Annotated in this window: 18 protein-coding genes; 9 read left to right on the forward strand and 9 right to left on the reverse strand. The window is 72.8% G+C overall.

Going from position 1 to position 18,698, the window contains the following annotated elements:
- Positions 1-136: 136 nt before the first annotated feature.
- A complete protein-coding gene (locus tag PV419_RS13890) occupies positions 137-1,327 on the reverse strand; it encodes an acyltransferase (RefSeq protein WP_319688430.1) in 1,191 nt (396 codons plus the stop codon).
- A 71-nt stretch (positions 1,328-1,398) separates the two neighbouring features.
- Positions 1,399-2,019, reverse strand: a complete 621-nt coding sequence (locus PV419_RS13895; RefSeq protein ID WP_319688435.1) for a helix-turn-helix domain-containing protein — start codon at positions 2,017-2,019, stop codon at positions 1,399-1,401.
- Positions 2,020-2,149: 130 nt separating this feature from the next.
- On the opposite strand from PV419_RS13895, the gene PV419_RS13900 reads away from it, so the two are divergent.
- Positions 2,150-3,304 carry a serine/threonine-protein kinase gene (locus tag PV419_RS13900; protein ID WP_319688437.1) on the forward strand — a complete coding sequence of 385 codons (1,155 nt, stop codon included), beginning with the start codon at positions 2,150-2,152 and terminating at the stop codon, positions 3,302-3,304.
- A 62-nt stretch (positions 3,305-3,366) separates the two neighbouring features.
- Here the strand turns inward: PV419_RS13900 and PV419_RS13905 are convergent, their stop codons facing one another.
- On the reverse strand, positions 3,367-4,272 hold the full coding sequence (locus PV419_RS13905; RefSeq protein WP_319688439.1) for a helix-turn-helix domain-containing protein: 906 nt from the start codon (positions 4,270-4,272) through the stop codon (positions 3,367-3,369).
- 77 nt (positions 4,273-4,349) lie between these two features.
- Between PV419_RS13905 and PV419_RS13910 the strand changes: the two genes are divergently transcribed.
- The 3 genes from PV419_RS13910 (at position 4,350) to PV419_RS13920 (ending at position 7,554) form a co-directional block, all read left to right on the forward strand.
- Positions 4,350-5,207, forward strand: coding sequence for an alpha/beta hydrolase (locus tag PV419_RS13910; RefSeq protein WP_319688441.1), 858 nt, complete (start codon positions 4,350-4,352; stop codon positions 5,205-5,207).
- An 18-nt stretch (positions 5,208-5,225) separates the two neighbouring features.
- Positions 5,226-6,446 carry an FAD-dependent monooxygenase gene (locus PV419_RS13915; protein ID WP_319688443.1) on the forward strand — a complete coding sequence of 407 codons (1,221 nt, stop codon included), beginning with the start codon at positions 5,226-5,228 and terminating at the stop codon, positions 6,444-6,446.
- A gap of 325 nt (positions 6,447-6,771) precedes the next feature.
- Positions 6,772-7,554: a hypothetical protein gene (locus PV419_RS13920; protein ID WP_319688445.1), complete on the forward strand. Its 783-nt coding sequence runs from the start codon at positions 6,772-6,774 to the stop codon at positions 7,552-7,554.
- A 64-nt stretch (positions 7,555-7,618) separates the two neighbouring features.
- Here PV419_RS13920 and PV419_RS13925 read toward each other — a convergent pair whose 3' ends face one another.
- Positions 7,619-10,042 carry an FtsX-like permease family protein gene (locus PV419_RS13925; RefSeq protein ID WP_319688447.1) on the reverse strand — a complete coding sequence of 808 codons (2,424 nt, stop codon included), beginning with the start codon at positions 10,040-10,042 and terminating at the stop codon, positions 7,619-7,621.
- A complete protein-coding gene (locus PV419_RS13930; RefSeq protein ID WP_319688449.1) occupies positions 10,039-10,740 on the reverse strand; it encodes an ABC transporter ATP-binding protein in 702 nt (233 codons plus the stop codon). The genes PV419_RS13925 and PV419_RS13930 overlap by 4 nt, the downstream gene beginning before the upstream one ends.
- 217 nt (positions 10,741-10,957) lie before the next feature.
- On the opposite strand from PV419_RS13930, the gene PV419_RS13935 reads away from it, so the two are divergent.
- Genes PV419_RS13935 through PV419_RS13945 form a run of 3 tightly spaced genes read left to right on the forward strand, consistent with a single transcriptional unit; the run spans position 10,958 to position 14,493 of the window.
- Positions 10,958-12,325 carry a sensor histidine kinase gene (locus PV419_RS13935; RefSeq protein ID WP_319688451.1) on the forward strand — a complete coding sequence of 456 codons (1,368 nt, stop codon included), beginning with the start codon at positions 10,958-10,960 and terminating at the stop codon, positions 12,323-12,325.
- Positions 12,322-13,008 carry a response regulator transcription factor gene (locus PV419_RS13940; protein ID WP_319688453.1) on the forward strand — a complete coding sequence of 229 codons (687 nt, stop codon included), beginning with the start codon at positions 12,322-12,324 and terminating at the stop codon, positions 13,006-13,008. The genes PV419_RS13935 and PV419_RS13940 overlap by 4 nt, the downstream gene beginning before the upstream one ends.
- A gap of 48 nt (positions 13,009-13,056) precedes the next feature.
- Positions 13,057-14,493, forward strand: a complete 1,437-nt coding sequence (locus tag PV419_RS13945) for a DUF1996 domain-containing protein (protein ID WP_319689052.1) — start codon at positions 13,057-13,059, stop codon at positions 14,491-14,493.
- 66 nt (positions 14,494-14,559) lie between these two features.
- Here PV419_RS13945 and PV419_RS13950 read toward each other — a convergent pair whose 3' ends face one another.
- Positions 14,560-15,189 (reverse strand): TetR/AcrR family transcriptional regulator, encoded by a 630-nt coding sequence (locus tag PV419_RS13950; protein ID WP_319688455.1) that lies wholly within the window; start codon positions 15,187-15,189, stop codon positions 14,560-14,562.
- A 42-nt stretch (positions 15,190-15,231) separates the two neighbouring features.
- On the opposite strand from PV419_RS13950, the gene PV419_RS13955 reads away from it, so the two are divergent.
- Positions 15,232-16,443: an alpha/beta hydrolase gene (locus tag PV419_RS13955; protein ID WP_319688457.1), complete on the forward strand. Its 1,212-nt coding sequence runs from the start codon at positions 15,232-15,234 to the stop codon at positions 16,441-16,443.
- On the opposite strand, the gene PV419_RS13960 is transcribed toward PV419_RS13955, so the two are convergent.
- The 3 genes from PV419_RS13960 to PV419_RS13970 all read right to left on the reverse strand — a co-directional run bounded on the left by PV419_RS13960 (position 16,406) and on the right by PV419_RS13970 (position 17,854).
- The gene (locus PV419_RS13960; RefSeq protein ID WP_319688460.1) at positions 16,406-16,867 is read right to left on the reverse strand and encodes a hypothetical protein; all 462 of its coding nucleotides are present in this window, start codon (positions 16,865-16,867) and stop codon (positions 16,406-16,408) included. The two genes, PV419_RS13955 and PV419_RS13960, sit on opposite strands and share 38 nt — an antisense overlap.
- Before the next feature lie 88 nt (positions 16,868-16,955).
- Positions 16,956-17,330 carry a hypothetical protein gene (locus PV419_RS13965; RefSeq protein ID WP_319688462.1) on the reverse strand — a complete coding sequence of 125 codons (375 nt, stop codon included), beginning with the start codon at positions 17,328-17,330 and terminating at the stop codon, positions 16,956-16,958.
- Between the two features lie 65 nt (positions 17,331-17,395).
- Positions 17,396-17,854, reverse strand: coding sequence for a GNAT family N-acetyltransferase (locus PV419_RS13970; protein WP_319689054.1), 459 nt, complete (start codon positions 17,852-17,854; stop codon positions 17,396-17,398).
- 226 nt (positions 17,855-18,080) lie between these two features.
- Between PV419_RS13970 and PV419_RS13975 the strand changes: the two genes are divergently transcribed.
- The gene (locus PV419_RS13975) at positions 18,081-18,446 is read left to right on the forward strand and encodes a PH domain-containing protein (RefSeq protein ID WP_319688464.1); all 366 of its coding nucleotides are present in this window, start codon (positions 18,081-18,083) and stop codon (positions 18,444-18,446) included.
- Positions 18,447-18,698 lie beyond the last annotated feature (252 nt).

The raw sequence follows: 18,698 nt of genomic DNA on the forward strand, positions 1-18,698 counted from the left end.
CATGGACGTACCCCCCGCTCTGGCGCCCTGACGCGGCATGTACTTGTGGGGAGTTGGCCCCGGCGACACGCCGTCGCTTCGGCGTGTCGCCGTCTCAAACTCACCACAAAGTCACTTGCATTGGCCGAACGCGGCGTCACAGCACCGAGCGGAACCCGGGCAGCCGGCGCAGCCCGGCGGCGGCCGGGAACGCCACGCCCAGTGCCAGGACCGCCGTCAGGGCCCAGGCGCCGAGCGCCGGAAGGCCGTCGCTCCCCAGGGCGAACTGCACGGCCACCACGATCGGCAGATGAATGATGTAGACGGCGTACGAACCGGCCGCCAGCTCGCGGCGGAGCCGCCCCGAGCCCGCGCAGCGCTCGCGGAAGAGGGTGAGCAGCCCGACGCACAGCGCCACGCACAGGGCGCTCTCGTACAGCGACCACAGCACGGACCGCCATCCGGAGCCTCCCGGGGCGAAGCAGGCGGCATCCGGGCCGACGGCGAACAGCAGCGCGGCCCCGCCGAGGCCCCCCGCCAACCAGGCCCGGCCGACCCGGGCAGGGAAGCGCTCGAGCCAGCCGTGGCGGTGGGCCACCACGCCGAGCAGGAAGAAGCCTCCCTGGAGCGGCAGCCGGGCGGGCTCCACCTGGAGGAAGTCCAGGAAGGGCACCCAGGTGTCCAACGGGTAGCGCAGCCGCACGGCGCAGGTGGCCACCGCGAGCGCCACGGTCAGCAGCGCCAGCGCGCCGTGCCCCGGTATCCGGCCGCCCTCCCGGCGCGCGGCGTCGCGGCCCGTGCGCCGCCGCCGGGCGAGCCGGGCGGCCTGCCGGCACGCCACGTACAGGGCGCTGTACGCCAGCAGGTTCTGGATGAACCACAGGTGGGCGAACTGAAGATCCGGCCAGGACGGGCCGCTCCAGCCGGCCGGCTTCTCCCCCAGCCCCAGATAGACGTCGGCGAAGTAGCGGGGGTAGGAGATCGGGGCGTAGCCGCGGTAGTGGACGTAGTACGCGTACATCAGCCCCGGGACGATCGTCAGCGCCCCGACGACCAGGGGGATGCCGAGCCGCCGCAGCCGGGATGCCAGGAAGGCCCGGGCGCCGTGGCGTTCGTACGACGCGGGCACGAAGTACGCGGAGACGAAGAAGAACAGGCTCATCGCGAACGTGCCGTCCAGCGCGGACAGCGTGGCCAGCGCCCCGGAGCGCGGTCGGCCCTCGACGTACCACCAGTCGCCCGGGCCGTACGCCTGGGCGGCGTGATGCACGACGACGAGGACGGTCACGGCGATACGGAGATTGTCCAGCCAGGCGAACCGGGGTGGAGCAGAAGGCTTGGTGCGCATGTGTTGAGGATGGTGTACAGATGCACACTCGCGCGGTAGGGCTGTCCCCCGTATCGGACCTCAGGACAGCCCTACGTGCCGTCGAGCCCGAACAGACCGTAGAGCAGCAGCCGTTGATTGGCCGCGCTACGGCGGGCCAGCACCTCAGGGGCGAACATCGGGGCGCTCACGTTCGGTTGCATGACCCGCTCCAGCAGCAGCGGCCCAAGGATCAGACAGAGCAGCTGGAACGGCGCCCACTCCTCGTCAGCCCCTCGCGCCGACTCGCCGGACACCTTCCGCAGCCGTTCCAGCTCCCCGCGCGCCCCGCTCAGCAGCCGCCCGAACAGCGCCGCGCTCGCCTCGCTGTCCTCCAGCAGCGCCTGCCGCAGATAGCCGCGCAGCACCGGATCGGCCCCGAACAGCCGCGCCGAGACCTCCCCCAGCGAGGCCATCAGCGCACCGCCGTCCGCGCCCTCCGCGTCCAGGCCGCCCAGCGCCTCGCCGATCCGCCCCAGTACGTACTCGTCCACCGCCGCCCGCAACCCCTGCTTCGAGCCGAAGTGCCGGGTCACCAGAGCCGGGGAGAGCCCCGCGGCTGCTGCCACCGCCCGCGTGGACGTCGCCTCGAACCCGCGCTCCGCGAAGAGTTCGAGCGCCGCCTCCCGCAGCCGCGCCCGCCCCGTCAGGTCCGCTCTGTCGACCGCTCGCATACCGGCAGGCTATCCGCGCTCGGTACTCTGATTCAGTCGCGGTCCCCCCACCACCTACCTCCTCGTACGGTGCAGCTGTCCGTCGGCGTCGGTTTGCTCAGGGTCGATCAGGATCAAGGTTGGTGCACACGTGCTGGTGGCGGATCGGTACCGGTTGGAGACGCCCATAGGCCGCGGTGGAATGGGCGAGGTCTGGCGGGCCACCGACGAAGTGCTCAGACGGACGGTGGCCGTCAAGCTGCTGCTCGGGGACGACCCCGCGTCGCAGGCGGCGGCCCGCTTCCGGCTGGAGGCCCAGACGGCGGCCCGGCTGAGCCATCCCAACATTGTGGGCGTCTTCGACTTCGGGGCGCGCGACGGCCGCTTCTACCTGGTGATGGAGCTCGTCGAAGGCCGAAGCCTGGCCCAGGAGCTGACCGCCCAGGGCACGCTCCACGCGGAGCGGGTGGCGGGCATCGCCGCCCAGGCGGCCGCGGGGCTGGCCTCCGCGCACCGTACGGGGATCGTCCACCGGGACATCAAGCCGGGCAACCTGATGTCCGACGCCGACGGCACGGTCAAGATCGGCGACTTCGGGATCGCCCGGTTCGTCGACGACCCCGCCACCGCGCTCACCACGGCGGGGCAGATCATCGGCACCAGCCTCTACCTCGCCCCCGAGCGCGCCCTGGGACGGCCCGCGAGCCCGGCCTCCGACGTGTACTCCCTGGGCTGCCTGCTCTACCAACTGCTCACCGGCACCCCGCCGTTCCAGGCGGACACCTCCGCCGTCACGCTCGCCCAGCACGTCGACGCCCCGCCCGTGCCGCCCAGCCAACGGGGCGCCGCCCTGCCGCCCGCGTTCGAGAACTACCTGCTCGGCATGCTCGCCAAGCAGCCCGAGGACAGACCCACCGCACAGCAGATCGCCGACTGGTTCGGCTCCGGCGCCTGGCAGGGCCGCCCGGAACCCATGCCGGAGCCGGCCTCCGCGCCCATGCCGGGCCCGCCCCCGCACGCCCAGGTCTTCGGCACCGCGACACCGACGGCCGGGCCGACAGCCGCCCCGCCCCATGCGCCCGAGGCGCCCTCCGTGGCCACGTACCGCCTGCCGCCGACCGCTGCCCGCCCGGCCCGCGGACACCGGCCCACGCCCGCGCCCACGCCCCGGTCCGCACCCGCGTCCGCACCCGCGAAGCGGCGCGGCGCCCGCGAACTCGTCCGTCGCCGGCCGAGGGTGGCGAGTCTGATCGCCGGTCTCGTGGCCTTCGTCATCGCGATTCTGATCGGCGTCACACTGTTCTGACCCGGCATTCCAGCGTCGAAGGCGCCGCCGGACCCGCCCTGCGCAGGTGACCCCGGCGACGTTCACACCGGTAGCCGTCTCACCTCCGGTCGGCGACCGAGCCGCAAATCCCTGGAGACATGAGGCTTGGCGAGTGTTCCGCGGCTGGGCCATGCGATGTCGTCAACGGCGAGAAACGGCTCCCCGGCCACGGTCGCGGGGGTTGCCCCGGTGAACGCCATGACATCCCGATGCAGGTGGGACTGGTCGGCGTAGCCGGCGTCGGCCGCGACTCGGGCCGCGCCTTCACCCGCGACCAAGCGGTGGGCGGCATGGTCGAAGCGGACCAGCTTCACGGCGCGTTTGGGCGGCAGGCCGAGCTGCGACCGGAACCGGGACCACAGGCGCTTACGGCTCCATCCGACCTCGGCCGCGAGTCCGTCGACCCGGGCCAGGCCACGGCTGCCGACGATCCGGTGCCAGGCCCAGGCCACCTCCGGGTCCACCGGCGGCCCAGCCGCATACCGGCGGGCGAGCAGCGCGTCCGTCAACGCGAAGCGACCCTGCCACGACGAGACATCGCCGAGTTGCTCGCGGATCCGGGACGCCTCCCGGCCCCACAGGTCGTCCAGGGAGACGACGGCGCCGTCGAGGTCGGCGGGGGAGGCGCCCAGAACCGCGCGTGCGATCACCGGGGACAGGCGCACCTGCACGCACTCGACGTTCTCTCCCCGCACCTGGACCGCGCCTCCGGACCCGAGCCCGGGCCCGGCGACCAGGCTTCCCCGCTGCTGCCGCCCGGCGGCCCAGTCAAGGACGGGCGAGCCGGCGCCGAACTCCAGGAGCAGCGTCACGGCCGGGTGCGGGACCATCCGGAGCGCGTCCAGGTCACGGACGCGGAACCCGGCCATGGTGAGACCGGCCAACTGGCTGGGACGCTGCGGGCATGCGACGTCCCACGCAGCCGCACCGTGCATGAAAGTCCGCACCGCCCCATGCTACGTGAGCCGGTTGAAGGGAACATTTATCCAATCCGCCGGCTGGGACCGGCGGCGACAGTGGGCTCATGACTGTTTCTGACGGCGGACCGCACGTGAACGGCGGCGCCGGGGCCACCGAGAGCTCGACCCTGTCGCTGGACGACGGCGACATCCATGTGTGCCAGGACGGCCCCCGCGACGCCCCCGCACTCCTGCTCATCCACGGGTCCGCATCCTCGACCCGCTCGTGGGACTCGCTGGTTCCGATGCTGACCGGATCTCACCACGTCATCCGGATCGACCTGCTCGGGCACGGCCGGTCGGCCAAACCGGCCGACCGCAGCTACGCGCTTCCGGACCAGGCACGCCGGGTCGGCGCGGCACTGGACCGGCTCGGCGTCGAGCACGCCGTGATCGTCGGTCATTCCAGTGGCGGCGCGGTCGCCACCGCCTTCGCCGAACAGCGACCCGACCTGGTGGCCGCGCTCGCGCTCATCAACACCGGCCCCAGCCTGGGCGCCTTCATCGCACCGCAGTCCGCCGCAATCGGCCCCTCGCAGTGGCCGCCGACCGACGAGCAGATCCGCGGGTTCGCGAGCACCGGTTTCAGCCGAGCGGGTTACCAGATCCCACCAGAGCTCCTGGACGAGGTGCGCTGTATGACCTACCACACGCTCACCGCAACGATGCAGGCCACCCGCGGCTACCTGGAGCAGCAGGCGCTCCCGGACCGGCTGACGGCCCTCGGCAAGCCGCTACTGGTGATCTTCGGCGAGGACGACCGCAGGTGGCGATCCTCATCCGCCGCCGACTACCGCGCCGTTCCGGGCGCGAGAGTCGAATTGCTGCCCGGTCTCGGACACTCACCCATACTCGAGGATCCCCCGCGTACCGCCACCCCGCTGCTGGCCTTCACCACGATCCACGCCGTACGGGTGGACTGAATGGCAAGGAGGGGTGCCATGCGGATTCTCGTCTCCGGCGCCAGCGTCGCCGGTCCGGTGCTGGCGTACTGGCTCACCAGGCACGGCTTCTTTGTCACCGTTGTCGAGCGCGCGCCGACTCTGCGCAAGACCGGCGGCCACGCGGTCGACCTGTTCCGGCCCGCGATGAACATCTCGGAGAAGATGGGCGTGCTCCCGCGCGTCGAGGAACGGGCCACCGGCGCCCACCGGATGACTGTCCACCGGGAGGGCGCACGGCGTTCCGTCCGGGTGGACCTCTCCAAGATCTTCAGTGCCACCTCCGACCGGCACGTCGAGATCATGCGCGACGACCTGAGCGAGATCTACTACGACGCCGCGCGCGACGACGTCGAGTACCTCTTCGGCGACTCGATCACCGCGATCTCGCCCGACGGCGAGGTGCGGTTCGAAAACGCCGCGCCGCGCCGCTTCGACCTCGTCGTCGGCGCGGACGGGCTGCACTCCAACGTGCGCCGCCTCGTCTTCGGCGACGCGTCCCGCTTCAACGCCTTCATCGGGGCATACCTCGGAGTGCTGTCCCTGCCGAACGTCTCCGGGCTCGACGGCGAGCTCCTCATCCACGTCGGCGTCGGCCGCACCGCCGGCATGTACGGCGCGCGGCACCTCGGCGACGCGCGGGCGTTGTTCCTGTTCCGGAGCGAGCGCGAGCTCGACTACCACCACCACGATGTTCCCCGGCAGAAGGAGCTGCTGCGCGGTACGTTCGCCGGCATGCACCCTGACGTGGACCGCTGGCTGGACGAGCTCGACCGCACCCCGGCGTTCTACTTCGACTCGATCACCCAGCTCCGCATGGACACCTGGTCGCATGGGAGGGTGACGCTCGTCGGCGACGCGGGCTACTGCCCCGGCCCGGCCGTCGGCGGCAGCACCAGCCTGGCCGTCGTCGGCGCGTACGTCCTCGCCGGAGAGCTGGCACGGGCGGGCGGCGACCACGAGCGCGCCTTCCCCGCCTACGAGCGCACGATGGCGGAGCACGTGCGCGGCAGCCGCGCGGCCGCGCTCAGTGCGGCGAAGACCCTGATCCCCACCTCACGCCTCGGCGTGCAGGGACTGGCCCAGGGCGCCCGCCTGATTTCCGCCCTGCCCGCGGGGCCCAGCCGCGCCCTCCTCCGCCTCACCACCAAGAGCGCACGCCTCTACAACTCCATGACCGTTGACGACTACCCGCCGTCGCCCACCGCTCGGGTGGAGTGAGGAGCCGCCCCGCTGCCGGCCCGGCTTGACGACATGGCCGCCTACGCGCAATCCCTGCGGGCCAAGGGGCCCCGTCCCGCAGGTCGCCCAGAAGCTCGTCATCTCCTCCGGCAAGAACAAGGGCGAACACCCCTCGCCACTTTTCCCCCGAGGACAGAGCTGGAAGTCCCGGGGCCGGCTGCCGCACCTGGGACAACCGGGGGCGCTGGTAGCCTCGGGGCGTGCGTTGATCTCCTCGCCGTGGCGCATGACGCCACGGCCGCGACCTGACCTCGACCTTCCGCGCCCCGGCGCAGCCGAGGCGCCTTCGCCTGGAGATCCGCCGATGACCCCGCGTCCCATCACCCTGACCTATGAGGCGTTCGTCGCCCGCGCCACCGCCGACCCCCGCGTGCTCGGCCTCGTCCTCAAGGGCTCCCAGGCCCATGAGGGCATGGCCACCCGCCACTCCGACCACGACCTGTTCGTCGTTCTCGACGACGAGGCCGAGAACGGGGCCGACGGCGCGATGGACCTCAAGGCGCTCGACGGCTACCGCTCCGAGCGGCTCGACCTGATCGTCATGTCGCTCGCCGCGTTCCGCCGCCACGCGCTGCCGGGCAGCCCGGCAGCATTCGACCGCTACGCCCTGCTGCACGCCCGTGTCGTGCTCGACCGGCTCGACGGCGGGACCGGGATCGCGCGTCTCCTCGCGGAGAAGACCACCGTCAGCGCCGACGAGGCGCGCGCCGCCGCCGACGGGTGGCTGGACGCGTATGTCAACTCCCTCTACCGGTCGCTGAAGAACCACCGCGACGGCCACCTCCTCGCCGCCCACCTGGACGCCGCCGACAGCGTCGGCTACGCGCTGGAGGCGCTCTTCACGCTGCGGCGGCGGCTGCGCCCGTACAACAAGTTCCTGGAGTGGGAGCTGGCGCGGCGACCGCTGGAGGGCTGGGACACCGGGGAGTTGCTGACGGCCCTGCGGCAGATCACCGCCACCGGCGACGCCGCCGCGCAGCGGGCGCTGTTCGGGCGCGTCGAGGCGGCCGCCAGGGCCGCCGGGCACGGGGGTGTGGTGGATTCGTGGGGGGACAGTCTGCTGTTGCTGAGGGGCGCGACGGGCTGACCGGGCGGCGCGCCGGGGGCCGGGCGGGCGCGGCTGGGCGCCCGCCCCGCTCCCCGCTCCCGTTCTATTCCGTGCGCAGCGCGGTGGCCGTGCGCGTCCGGGCGGCCCAGCCCGCGGGGAGGAGGGCCCCGGTGACGGCGATCAGCAGGCCGCCGAGGCCGAGCAGGAGCAGCTCGGGCGGGGTGTAGACGTCGATGGCCGCGGTGGGGAGGGTGAGGCCGGCGCTGTGGCCCATGGCGGGGATGATCGCCGCGTGCAGGGCCAGTCCGGCCGGGACGCCGAGGGCGCCGCCCGCAAGACCCACCACGACGACCGAGGAAAGGACCATCGTGACGGTCTGCCGCGGGGTCATGCCGAGCGCCTTGTGGACGCCGAGGTCGTGGACGCGTTCGCGGGTGTCGAGGACGATCGCGTTGAGCACGCCCATGCCCGCGACGGCGACGAGCATCAGGGTGAGGAGGGCGGCCAGCGCGTCGAGGATGATGATCACCTCGCTCTCGCCGCCGGAGGGGCCGGCGTGCGCGGTGACGTCCAGCGAGCCGAGCGCGGAGTTCAGGGCGGTGACGTAGGCGGCGGCGTCCGTGCCGGGCTTGAGGGTGATGCGGTAGCTCTCGGCTGAAGTGCTCGCGGGGGCGAGCGTCGCGGCGTCGGTGAGGACGTTCATGCCCTGGTTCCGCGGGTCGAAGACCTCGCCCACGATCCGGACCCGGACCGGCGTGCCGTCGTGGTTCAGGGTGACGGTGCCCCCGAGCCGGGTGCCGGTGGCGGCGAGGAACTGGGTAGGTACGACGGCCTCGCCCGGCTTGTCGAACCACCTGCCGGAGACCTTCTGGTAGTTGGCCCAGGAGGCGTCCCCGTCGAAGGTGTGGAGATCGGTGGTGCCGGACAGCCCGGCGACGGTCACCTCGGCGGTGGCGGTGGCGTAGTACGCACGGGTCCCCGGCTGGGCCTTGATCGCCGCGGTGATCGCGGCGGGATCGGCCGTGATCCGCGGCGGGCCGTCCGGGACCTTGCGATGCGGCCCGGACTCTCCGTCAGGCCCGGGCTCTCCGTCCGGGCCGGGCTCTCCGTCCGGGCCGGGGGCTCCGTCAGGGCCGGGGGCCGTCATGGCGTCGACGGTGACGTCGGCGTTGTCGTGGTCCCTGGCGTCCTGCACCTGGTTCAGCGAGATGGCCAGGCCCACGGCGAAGGTGGCGGCGGTGGCGCCGAAGGCGATGGCCGCGACCATCGCGGCCGCGCGGGCGGGGCGGGCGAAGGGGCGGGCCAGGCCGAGGCCGAGCGGGCGGGGCAGCGGGAGCCGTGCGGTCAGCCGGACCGCCGCCCGGCCGCGGCTCGGGCGCGCGGAGCGGCCGACGGCGAGCGCGTCGACGGCCCGCAGCCGCCCGGCCCGCGCGGCGCTCGCCCAGGCGGTCACCGCCACCAGGCTGAGCGCCCCGGCGGCCACCGCGACCACGACCCATGGGGTGATGGTCAACGCGGCGGTTCCGTAGGCCTCCTCGGCCTGGGACAGGACGGGGAGGGTCAGGAGGATGCCCGCGACGACGCCGACCACCGTGCCGAACGCGGCCGGGATCAGGGCCTGGGCCATGTAGGCGCGTACGACCTGGGCCGGGGTGAACCCGAGCGCCTTGAGGACGCCGATCCGCCGCAGCCCGCCGCCGACCGCGCCGGCCACCACGTTGCCGACGACCAGCACCGCCATGGTCAGGCCGAGGACGCCGAAGGCGACGAGGAACGGCACGAACAGCGCGGTCTCCTGCTCGGCTTCCCGTTTGACGCTCAACCAGGACTGGGCTCCCGCCGGCGCCCCGGCGGGAGCCGCCGCCGTCACCGCGGCGCGGCCCGCGGCGACCCGGGCGCCCGTGTCCGCGTGGGCGAAGCGGTAGAGCATCTGGTAGCCGGCTCGCGCGCCGGGCGCGGTCAGCGAGGCGATCTGGGACGGCGCCACCCAGGCGTCGGCGGTGCGGCTGACCGAGCGGGCCACGCCGACCACGGTCAGCGTCGGGTCGCCGGGCAGGTCGGGGAAGCTCAGCCGCAGGCCCAGCGGCGAGGGGGGAACTCCGGCCTCGGCGGACAGCACGATCTGGCCCGGCCGGGTGGCCCAGACCCCCTGGGTCAGGGTGGCGCGGTCGACCGGACCGCCGCCGGGGTCGGCGCGGCCGACGACCGACATCGGGGGAAGCTCCTGGCCGTCGAGGCTCGGGGTGGCCGACGCGGTCGGGAAGGGACCGGCCGCCGCGGTGACCCCGGGGGCGTCGGCGGTCGCGGCCAGCCGCGCGGCCGTGGCCTTGGCCCCGTCGTACTGCACGGACAGGTGCGCGCCGCGCTGCTTGGCGAAGGCGTCGGCGAACGGCGCGCTGGAGGCCACGAGCAGCGAGGCGCACAGGACGGCGGCGGTCACCGCCATCGTGGTGGCCAGCCCGATCACGGCGTTCTGCACCCGGCGGCGGCGCACCCCCGAGCGCACCACCTGGCCCAGGGCGCTCATCGGGCCCCCTCCGCCATGACGGTGTGCCCTTCCGCGGCGATCCGGCCGTCGACGAGCCGGACCGTACGCGTCGTACAGGACCGCGCAAGACCGAGGTCATGGGTCACCAGGACCACCGTCTGGCCCGCGGCGTTGAGCTCGGTGAGCAGGTCGCGGACGGCCTCGCCGGCGGCGGTGTCCAGCGCGCCGGTCGGCTCGTCCGCGAGCAGCAGCGCGGGCCGGTTGACCAGGGCCCGGGCCACCGCGACGCGCTGCCGCTCGCCGCCGGACAGCCGCCCCGGGTAGGCGCCGGCGTGCCGGTCGACGCCGAGCGACTGGAGCAGTTCGGCCGCGCGCCGGTGCGCGGCGCGGCGCGACTGGCCCGCCATCCGCGCGGGCAGGGCGACGTTGTCCTCGACGGTCAGGTCGTCGAGCAGGTTGAAGAACTGGAAGACCATGCCGATCGTGGCGCGCCGGAAGCGCGCCGACGCCGCCTCGCCCAGGGTGTCCACGCGCACGCCGTCCACGGTGACGGTTCCGGCGTCCGGCCGGTCCAGGCCCGCGATCAGGTTGAGCAGCGTGGACTTGCCGCTGCCGGACGGCCCGAGGATCGCGACGGCCTCCCCGGCCCGCACGGTCAGCGACACGTCGTCCAGCGCGGGCGGCCCCCCGTCGTATCCGCGGCTCACATCCCGCAGTTCGATCACCGGCGTGGTCATGCTCGTCTCCCTCGGTACGTACGCGTGTTGCGCGGTTGGACGCTAGGCGCGCGCCCTGCCGGGGCACGTCGCTCGGCCGGGTCATTTCCGGTACCGCGCCGGGATGAGGGCGGCCGGTGTCATCCCCGCGATGTAGGCGAGCGATGTACGGGCGGGCGCCCCGGGGGCCGGCGGGAGGATGTCGCGGACCCGGTCGGGTGGCGAGAATGAGCCGGTGATGAACGTGCCGTTGACGGCCCGGCTGTGCCAGCTGGCCGGGCCGCTGAAGCGCGCGACCGGCCCGCTGCCCCGCCCCACCCGCCGCAGCCAGGTCTTCGACGTGGTGCTGGCGCTGGTCCTGGGCATCGCCGCCCTCCAGTACGCCCTGGAGTACGCGGACGGACCCGTCGACCAGGGCGCCGACGGTGTGGCCGAGCCGTGGGACCCCGCCGGGCCGCCCCCGCCCGCGCCGCCCCCGCCCCCGCCCGCGCCGCCACCGCCCCTGGGCGGGCCCCCGCCCCCCGACGAGCAGGGAAGCTGGTTCGGCTCGGCGGCCCTGGCGGTCGCCGCCTCGGCGCCGCTGGCGCTGCGCCGCCGGTATCCGCTCGCCGTGCTGTGGGTCGTGACGGTCGCGGTCGCGCTGACGCCGACCGAGGCGCCGAGGATCACCTCGTACGCCTGCGTGTTCGCCGCCTACGGCGCCGCGGCCTACAGTCCTTACCGGGTGGCCACGCTGGCGAGTCTGCCGGTGGCGGTGTTCGCGCTGAGCAGGCTCGCGGACGGCACGCTCCCCATCGTCCAGAACGAGTACGTACCGCTGCTGATCCTGGTGCCGATCGTGGTGGCGGCCAACGGACTGCGCGCCTGGCAGCTGCGGGCCGGCGAGAGCCACGCGCGGATGTCCGCGCTGGAGCGCGAGCGGGCCGAGGAGCTGCGCCGCGCCGCCGAGCAGGAACGCGCCCGCATCGCCCGCGAGTTGCACGACGTGGTGACGCACAACGTCAGCGTGATGGTCATCCAGGCCGGGGCCGCCCGCAAGGTCATGGCGACCACCCCCGACCGGGCCCGCGAGGCGCTGCTCGCGGTCGAGGCGAGCGGTCGGGCGGCCATGGCCGAACTGCGGCACGCCATGGGGCTGCTGACGATGGACGACGACGACGACGCCGACAGCGGCGGCGGCACCGGCACCGGCGGTGCCACCCCGGATCTCGCGCCACAGCCGGGCCTGGGCCAGTTGGACGCGCTGGTCGCACGGGTGCGGGAGGCCGGGCTGCCGGTCGAGCTGACCGTGTCCGGGACCCCGCACCCCGTCCCGTCCGGGGTCGGCCTCGCCGCGTATCGCGTGGTGCAGGAGGCGCTGACCAACACCGTGAAACACGCGGCCGGATCGACGGCGGAGGTCACCGTCGCCTACGGCGACCAGCGGCTGCGGGTGGAGGTCACCGACACCGGCGGCACCCCGAGCCCGTCCGCCGCGACCGGCGGCGGACGCGGGCTGATCGGCCTGCGCGAGCGGCTGGCCGTCTACGGTGGGACCCTGCACACCGGGCAGCGCCCCGGTGGCGGCTACCGCGTCGAAGCAACGATCCCCCTGGAGGAGATGTGACCGGGCCGCTGCGCGTGGTGGTCGCCGACGACCAGGCGCTCGTCCGTACGGGCTTCACGATGATCCTGGCGGCCGACGGCATCGACGTGGTCGCCCAGGCGGCGGACGGTGCCGAGGCCGTCGAGGCGGTCCGGCGCACCCGGCCGGATGTGGTGCTGATGGACATCCGGATGCCGGAGGTGGACGGCCTGGAGGCCACCCGGCGCATCCTGACCGGCGCCCCCGGCGAACCACGCGTGATCATCTTGACCACGTTCGACCTCGACCACTTCGTCTACGCGGCGCTGTCCGCCGGGGCCAGCGGCTTCCTCCTCAAGGACGTCACCCCCGAGCATCTGGTCGCCGCCGTCCGCATGGTCCGCTCCGGCGACGCGCTGCTGGCCCCGGCCATCACCCGCCGCCTCGTCGAACGGCACGCCCGCCGGGACCCCGACACCTCCGCGCTCCACCGCGACCTGGCCGCCCTGACCCCGCGCGAGGCGGAGGTCCTGCGGCTGCTGGCCCAGGGCCTGAGCAACGCGGAACTCGCCGCCCGCCTCCATCTCTCCGAGGCCACCGTCAAGACCCATGTCGCCCGCATCCTCGCCAAGCTCGGGCTCCGCGACCGCGTCCAGGCCGTGGTCGTCGCGTACGAAACCGGGCTGGTCAGCCCCGGTGGACGGCAGGACCCCGACGGCGACTGAGCAGAACCGCCCCCGTTTACGTATCTCCTCGGTATGCGACGACAACCGATGAGGGGCGGCCCGGTGAAGAGCAGGAAGAGACATAAGCGGTCCCGAGTGATCGTGATGTCCGTGGTCGGTGCGACGGCGTTAGCCGTGGGGGGCGGAGCGCTCCTGATGACCGACAACAACGCCTCGGCCGCCAAGGAGACCCCCGCGCAGCAGGCGGCCGCGCGCGCCGGGATGACCGTCAAGTGCCCCGATGTCGCGACCAGCTTGTCCAGCGTGCCCCAGCAGGCGCGGCCCGCCGTGAACGACGAGCTGGCGAAGATGGACAGCCAGGTCGCCGATGCCTACCAGCGGCTCATGGCCCAGGGCGCGACGGCCGACCAGGAGTTCGTACGCACCCGCGTGCTGGACCCGCTGACCTCCGAGCGACGGCAGACCCTCGACCGCATCGCCACCGAGATCGAGAAGGTCTCGGCCCGCCCGTCGGGCCTGGACTCGCTCGCGTCCTGCACGGTCAAGCAGGACGAGACGGCCGCCGCGGGCGCCCAGGCCGCGGCACCGGACACCCCCGCGGCGGCGGGCGCGGCCCCGGCCGCGGGCGGTCAGCAGCAGACCGGCCCCCAGCGGGCGGACTTCGTGGACATCCGCAAGGTCAAGCCCAACGTCAAGAACCCCCGCGTGCAGGCCAAGGGCTCCAAGGGAACCTTCTCCTCGCGCTGCGGGCGTAACGAGAACAAGCACTTCAACTCCGACAACGTCATCGTGGCCCCCGGCGTGAGCAACGGCGCCCACCACATGCACGACTACGTCGGCAACCTGAAGACCGACGCCTTCGCCTCCAACCAGGTCCTCGAATCCGCCGGGACCACCTGCACCAACGGCGACCGCTCCACCCACTACTGGCCGGTCCTGCGACTCCAGGACGGGACGAAGGAGTTCGACGCGGGCGCCCCGGGCGGCGGGACGGAGGGCAACGTGGGGCGCATCCTGCGGCCCACCTCCGTACAGCTCAGCTTCAAGGGCAACCCCGTCTCCAAGGTCGTGGAGATGCCCAAGTTCCTGCGCATCATCACCGGCGACGCCAAGGCCTTCACCAACGGAACGGCCAACGCCAACGCGTCCTGGAGCTGCACCGGATTCGAGAACCGCCAGCTGAAGGACAAGTACCCGCTGTGCCCGAAGGGCAGCAACGTGGTGCGCACGTTCACGTTCCAGAGCTGCTGGGACGGCAAGAACGCCGACAGCGCGAACCACCGTACGCATGTGGCGTTCGCCCGCGCCGACGGCTCGTGCCAGCAGGGGTTCAAGGCCATTCCGCAGCTCGTCCAGCGGATCACCTACAAGCTCGCGCCAAACGCGAGGAACTTCGCGGTTGACAGCTTCCCCGAGCAGTTGCACAAGCCGGTGACCGACCACGGCGACTTCATCAACGTGATGTCGTCGAAGCTGATGAAGCAGGCCGTGACCTGCATCAACAGCGGCCGCAAATGCGGCTGACCGGCCGCAGGCGCGACTGACACCACGGACCCGGCAGGGGGTTGCCCCCACCCCTGCCGGGTCGCTTCAGTTCGGTGGCCGGACTCCCAGAGCGGCCAGGCACAAGGCGATGGCGGTCTCGAGGCAGTCGGCGGTGGTGCGGCCGGGTGGCGGGTCGAGGATCGCGCCATGGATCTGGGCCTCGGCGGCCTGGACCAGGAGCACGGCGGTGAGGACCGGATCGGGAGCGCCCAGGTCGAGCCGGCGCAGGTGGTACTCGACTTCGGCGGCCATGGCGCTTTGGAACGCGCGGAGCCGGGCGGAGGCCGCGGCCGGCCGCGGAGCCTGGTCGTACAGCAGTCGGTGCAGGCGGGGATCGGTGCTGTGGAGTGCGGCCACCGTCTCGTAGAGGGTTCGGACGGTCCGGTCGGCGGGTGGAGCGGACGCGCGAAGGCCGGCCATGACGGACGCCAACTCGGCTGCCAGGCCGTGCATGTGACGCTCACCGAGCGCATAGAGCAGTGCGTCCTTGTCGGGGAAGTACTGATAGAGCGAGCCGATGGACACCCCGGCCCGTTCCGCGATCTTGTTGGTGGTCGCTCCGGTGTAGCCGAGGTCCTCGAAAACGTGAGCAGCCGCGTCCAGGATCGCGTCGTAGGTCTGCTGTGACCGCTTCTGGCGTGGGCGTTTGCGGGGTGTGGAGATGGCCGGTCCCATGCGAGTTGTCAGGAACTGAGGATTACTCGCATTCTAGAGGCCATGTTCACCTTCCCCGTGGCGCCTGATGCGCTCCTGCACGAGCGGACCCGCCAGTTCACCGCCCTGGGCATCCCCGGGGCGGTCGTCGCACGGGCCCGGTCGCGGATCGGCGACATGTGGGGCACCGGGAAGGACGGCTGGGTCCCGGTGTGGGCGGCGGAGGCCGAACGCGCGCACCGTGCGGGCGATCCGCTGCTGGCCTCGTTGTGCTGGGGCGCGGCGCGATTCCCCTGCCTGGCGACGGCCGACCGCACGGCAGCTCACGAGCGGCAACTCGACGCGTACCTGCACGCCGCTCCCCGGTTCCCGGTCCGGTTCGAACGCCGCGTCCTGGACGTACCCGAATCCGTCCCCGTCCACCTCTTCCAGCGGCGCCGGATGGCCCGGCCAGGAATAGTGATCCTCAGCGGTGGAGTGGACACCTGGAAAATGGATCTGCACCGGCTGGCGGTGGCCACCGCGCTGGCGACCGGGTTGCTGGTAGCCGCCGTGGACATGCCCGGGACGGGCGAGTCGACCGCGCCGCTCTCACCCGAAGCCGACCAGATCCTGACCAGGCTCGTCGCGGAGCTGCGCCGCCTGTACCAACAGCCCATCGGGTTCCACGGGATCAGCTTCGGCGGCCATTGGGCCGCCAAGCTCGCGCTCGGCGGCCACGTCGACGCGGCGATCGACCTGGGCGGCCCGACCGGCGCGTCGGGCAGCCGCATCGACATCCCCAACCTGCCCTGCGGAATGGCCGGGATCATCGGCAACGCCCTCCACCTGGACGCGATGCCCGAGACGGAGCTGATCGACGACCTGCTCGCCCGGTTCTCCCTGCGCGAGCAAGGGGTCCTCGACCAGCCCGGCGGCTCCCCCCTCCTGGCCGTCAACGGCGCTGACGACCCCTACATCCCCCTGGGCGACACCACCGGGCTGGCCGGCCGCCCCGGAACCACCGTGTGGGTGGTCAAGGACGCCACCCACTGCGCCCCCGAACGATTCGCCCCCGTCACCCTCGCCGCATGGGGCTGGCTGACCGCCCGCCTCGCCCCCGGACGCCCACTCCCCCGGCTGGCCGAAGCCACCGCACGGCAACCGCTGCGCCCCTTCCTCGCCCCGCCGACCACCTGTGAGGGCGCCGCGGCCAGACGCAGCCGCGCGTCATCGCGCCCCCGCACGCGGGGCCGGCTCAGGCCGCGGGCGCGGTCCGCAGACCCAGGGCCTTGAAGGTGACGCGCTGGTCGACGTACAGCAGCGCCATCGTGGACCCGCACATCACCGTGGCGAACACCAGGTGCCCCACCACCGACGTCACCTCGGCGCCGACCGCCCCAAGCGCCAGATGCGCGCCCATGCGCAGGGCGATCAGCCCGAAGGCGATCTTCCGGGTACGGGAGTTCTTCAACATCGCCCGCACCAGCTTCATCCGGCGGCGCAGCACGGTCAGCCCCACCACGATGTTGACGGCGGCGAAGGCGGCGATCACCATCCAGGCGCCGTACCACGCCTGGCACAGGTCGTAGGCCGCGCCGCACACGCCCTCGAAGGCGAAGAACCACACCGGCAGCGGCTTGACGTCCGCGAGGTCCGCGGCGGGCGCCGTGGCAGTGGCCTGGTCCTGGTCCCGCTCGGAGGTGATGACGCCGCTCATGTCCGTCCGTCCCTTGGTGGTCGGTGTCGCGCTTCCTGCTGACACCTCGATCCTGCCGTTCGTCCGCCGCGGCGGGCAGATTCGGCCATCACCGCCTGGCAGTGACAAATGTCAGTCGCCGCCCCGCTGAGGGGGAGGCCCCCTTGAGACGCCCCGCACGTCCGTTACTGGCCGCCGTCGTGGCCCTCGTCGCGGCCACCACCGCGACCATCAGCGCGAGCGCCGCGGACACCCCGCTGCCGATCCGGACGGACGGCGTCTGGAGCATCGACTTCGCGGGCGGCACCCTGGCCACCGTGGAGCGCACCCCGTCCGGCGGGCAGTACGTCGTGGCGCGGAAGGTCGCGCCAAACACCCGGCTGTGGGCCGCGAGTTCCACCGCATCGGCCCCGCCCTGGTCGGCGACGGCTATCTCGTACGCCACGACCGGACCGCCGGCCGGCTGCCGCTCACCGACTTCCACACCGGCCCCGCCACGGCCCCCCGCCCGATCTCAGCCTTCCGTCGAGGCCGCCGCGCTGCCGCAGGTCAGGCTTTCGCCGCGGTGCTCGCCCCCGGCGGGCGCACCATGAAGACGTCGACCGGGTCCTGGGCTTCCACGACGAATCCATGGCGCTCGTAAAGTCGACGGGCGGCACTGCCCTGGAGGACGTTCAAACCCACGGTCGCCCCCTGCGCGTCGGTCCGCTCCAGCACCGTGCGCAGGACAGCGGATCCGAGCCCTCGGCCCTGCCGGTGCGGAGCAAGGTAGAAGTGCTCCAGCCACTGCCTGCCTTCGGCGGGCCGGACCGTGACGCATCCCGCGAGTTCACGGTCGACGATGATGATCGACGTGTACTGCGTGGAGAACGAGTCCCGCAGCCGCTGCCGTACCCGGTGCTCGTCGTAGCGTCCGAGGCGTTCCAGATCCGCACGCATGACCGTGGCCCGCAACTCCGCGATGGCCTCGACGTCCGCCACCGCCGCCGAACGCAGCCCCCAGGCCATGGCATACGCCGACGCGGTCCCCGCAGGCACCGCTGTATCCGGTCGCGTCCCGTTCCCCGTCATCCCGATATCCCGGCATCCATGGCTGGAGTATCTCAGTCCGCTTACTTCGTGCGGCCCGGCGGAGCTATCGGAAAGCGTCTTCCGCGGGCCTCCCTGCACCGGAGACGGCACCGTTGGCGGTATACATACGGAGATCTCACAACGACGACAAATGGGGGCTGTCATGGCGCTTTTCGGCAACGCACACACCGTCGACCCGGCGGCGGCGCAGCGCGACTACGAGCGGCTGCTGGGGCAGGGCGAGCAGGTGCAGGCCGCGTACCAGTTGATACGGGACACCATCCTCTTCACCGACCGTCGGCTCATCCTCGTCGACAAGCAGGGGATCACCGGCAAGAAGGTGGAGTACCACTCGGTCCCGTACAAGAGCATTACCCACTTCGCGGTGGAGACCGCCGGCACCTTCGACCTCGACGCCGAGCTCAAGATCTGGATCTCCGGCAGCGCCGCCCCGATCGAGAAGACCTTCACCAAGGGCGTCGACATCTATGAAGTGCAGGCGATCCTGACGCAGTTCGTGGCGAAGTAGCGACAGCCGGACGTAAGCCCCGCCCACGCGCCACGGGGAGAGCACACGGGCGGGGCCGGTTCACTCAGCCACAGGTACCGCCAGGGGCTTGCTTGCCGCCCTGGCCGCCGCCCTGCGGTGCGGGATCGCGGGGCGCCTCCGGGGGAATGGGCCCACCGTCGTGCTTACCGCCATCGTCCTGGGCGACCACAGTCAGGTCCCGGGGGTGCCGGAACGGGACTCCGCGCCAGCCTTCGGTGTCGGGCGTGCGCG

Origin of the sequence: Streptomyces sp. ME19-01-6 (assembly GCF_033793745.1) — a bacterium.
GTDB lineage: Bacteria > Actinomycetota > Actinomycetes > Streptomycetales > Streptomycetaceae > Streptomyces.

Coding starts and splice junctions, on each gene's coding strand:
- PV419_RS13920 (WP_319688445.1), top strand. CDS start 6,772: ATGACCCCGCGTCCCATCACCCTGACCTATGAGGCGTTCGTCGCCCGC.
- PV419_RS13925 (WP_319688447.1), bottom strand. CDS start 10,042: ATGAGCGCCCTGGGCCAGGTGGTGCGCTCGGGGGTGCGCCGCCGCCGG.
- PV419_RS13890 (WP_319688430.1), bottom strand. CDS start 1,327: ATGCGCACCAAGCCTTCTGCTCCACCCCGGTTCGCCTGGCTGGACAAT.
- PV419_RS13955 (WP_319688457.1), top strand. CDS start 15,232: ATGTTCACCTTCCCCGTGGCGCCTGATGCGCTCCTGCACGAGCGGACC.
- PV419_RS13975 (WP_319688464.1), top strand. CDS start 18,081: ATGGCGCTTTTCGGCAACGCACACACCGTCGACCCGGCGGCGGCGCAG.
- PV419_RS13960 (WP_319688460.1), bottom strand. CDS start 16,867: ATGAGCGGCGTCATCACCTCCGAGCGGGACCAGGACCAGGCCACTGCC.
- PV419_RS13950 (WP_319688455.1), bottom strand. CDS start 15,189: ATGGGACCGGCCATCTCCACACCCCGCAAACGCCCACGCCAGAAGCGG.
- PV419_RS13915 (WP_319688443.1), top strand. CDS start 5,226: ATGCGGATTCTCGTCTCCGGCGCCAGCGTCGCCGGTCCGGTGCTGGCG.
- PV419_RS13945 (WP_319689052.1), top strand. CDS start 13,057: ATGAGGGGCGGCCCGGTGAAGAGCAGGAAGAGACATAAGCGGTCCCGA.
- PV419_RS13895 (WP_319688435.1), bottom strand. CDS start 2,019: ATGCGAGCGGTCGACAGAGCGGACCTGACGGGGCGGGCGCGGCTGCGG.
- PV419_RS13930 (WP_319688449.1), bottom strand. CDS start 10,740: ATGACCACGCCGGTGATCGAACTGCGGGATGTGAGCCGCGGATACGAC.
- PV419_RS13970 (WP_319689054.1), bottom strand. CDS start 17,854: ATGGCCTGGGGGCTGCGTTCGGCGGCGGTGGCGGACGTCGAGGCCATC.
- PV419_RS13935 (WP_319688451.1), top strand. CDS start 10,958: ATGAACGTGCCGTTGACGGCCCGGCTGTGCCAGCTGGCCGGGCCGCTG.
- PV419_RS13910 (WP_319688441.1), top strand. CDS start 4,350: ATGACTGTTTCTGACGGCGGACCGCACGTGAACGGCGGCGCCGGGGCC.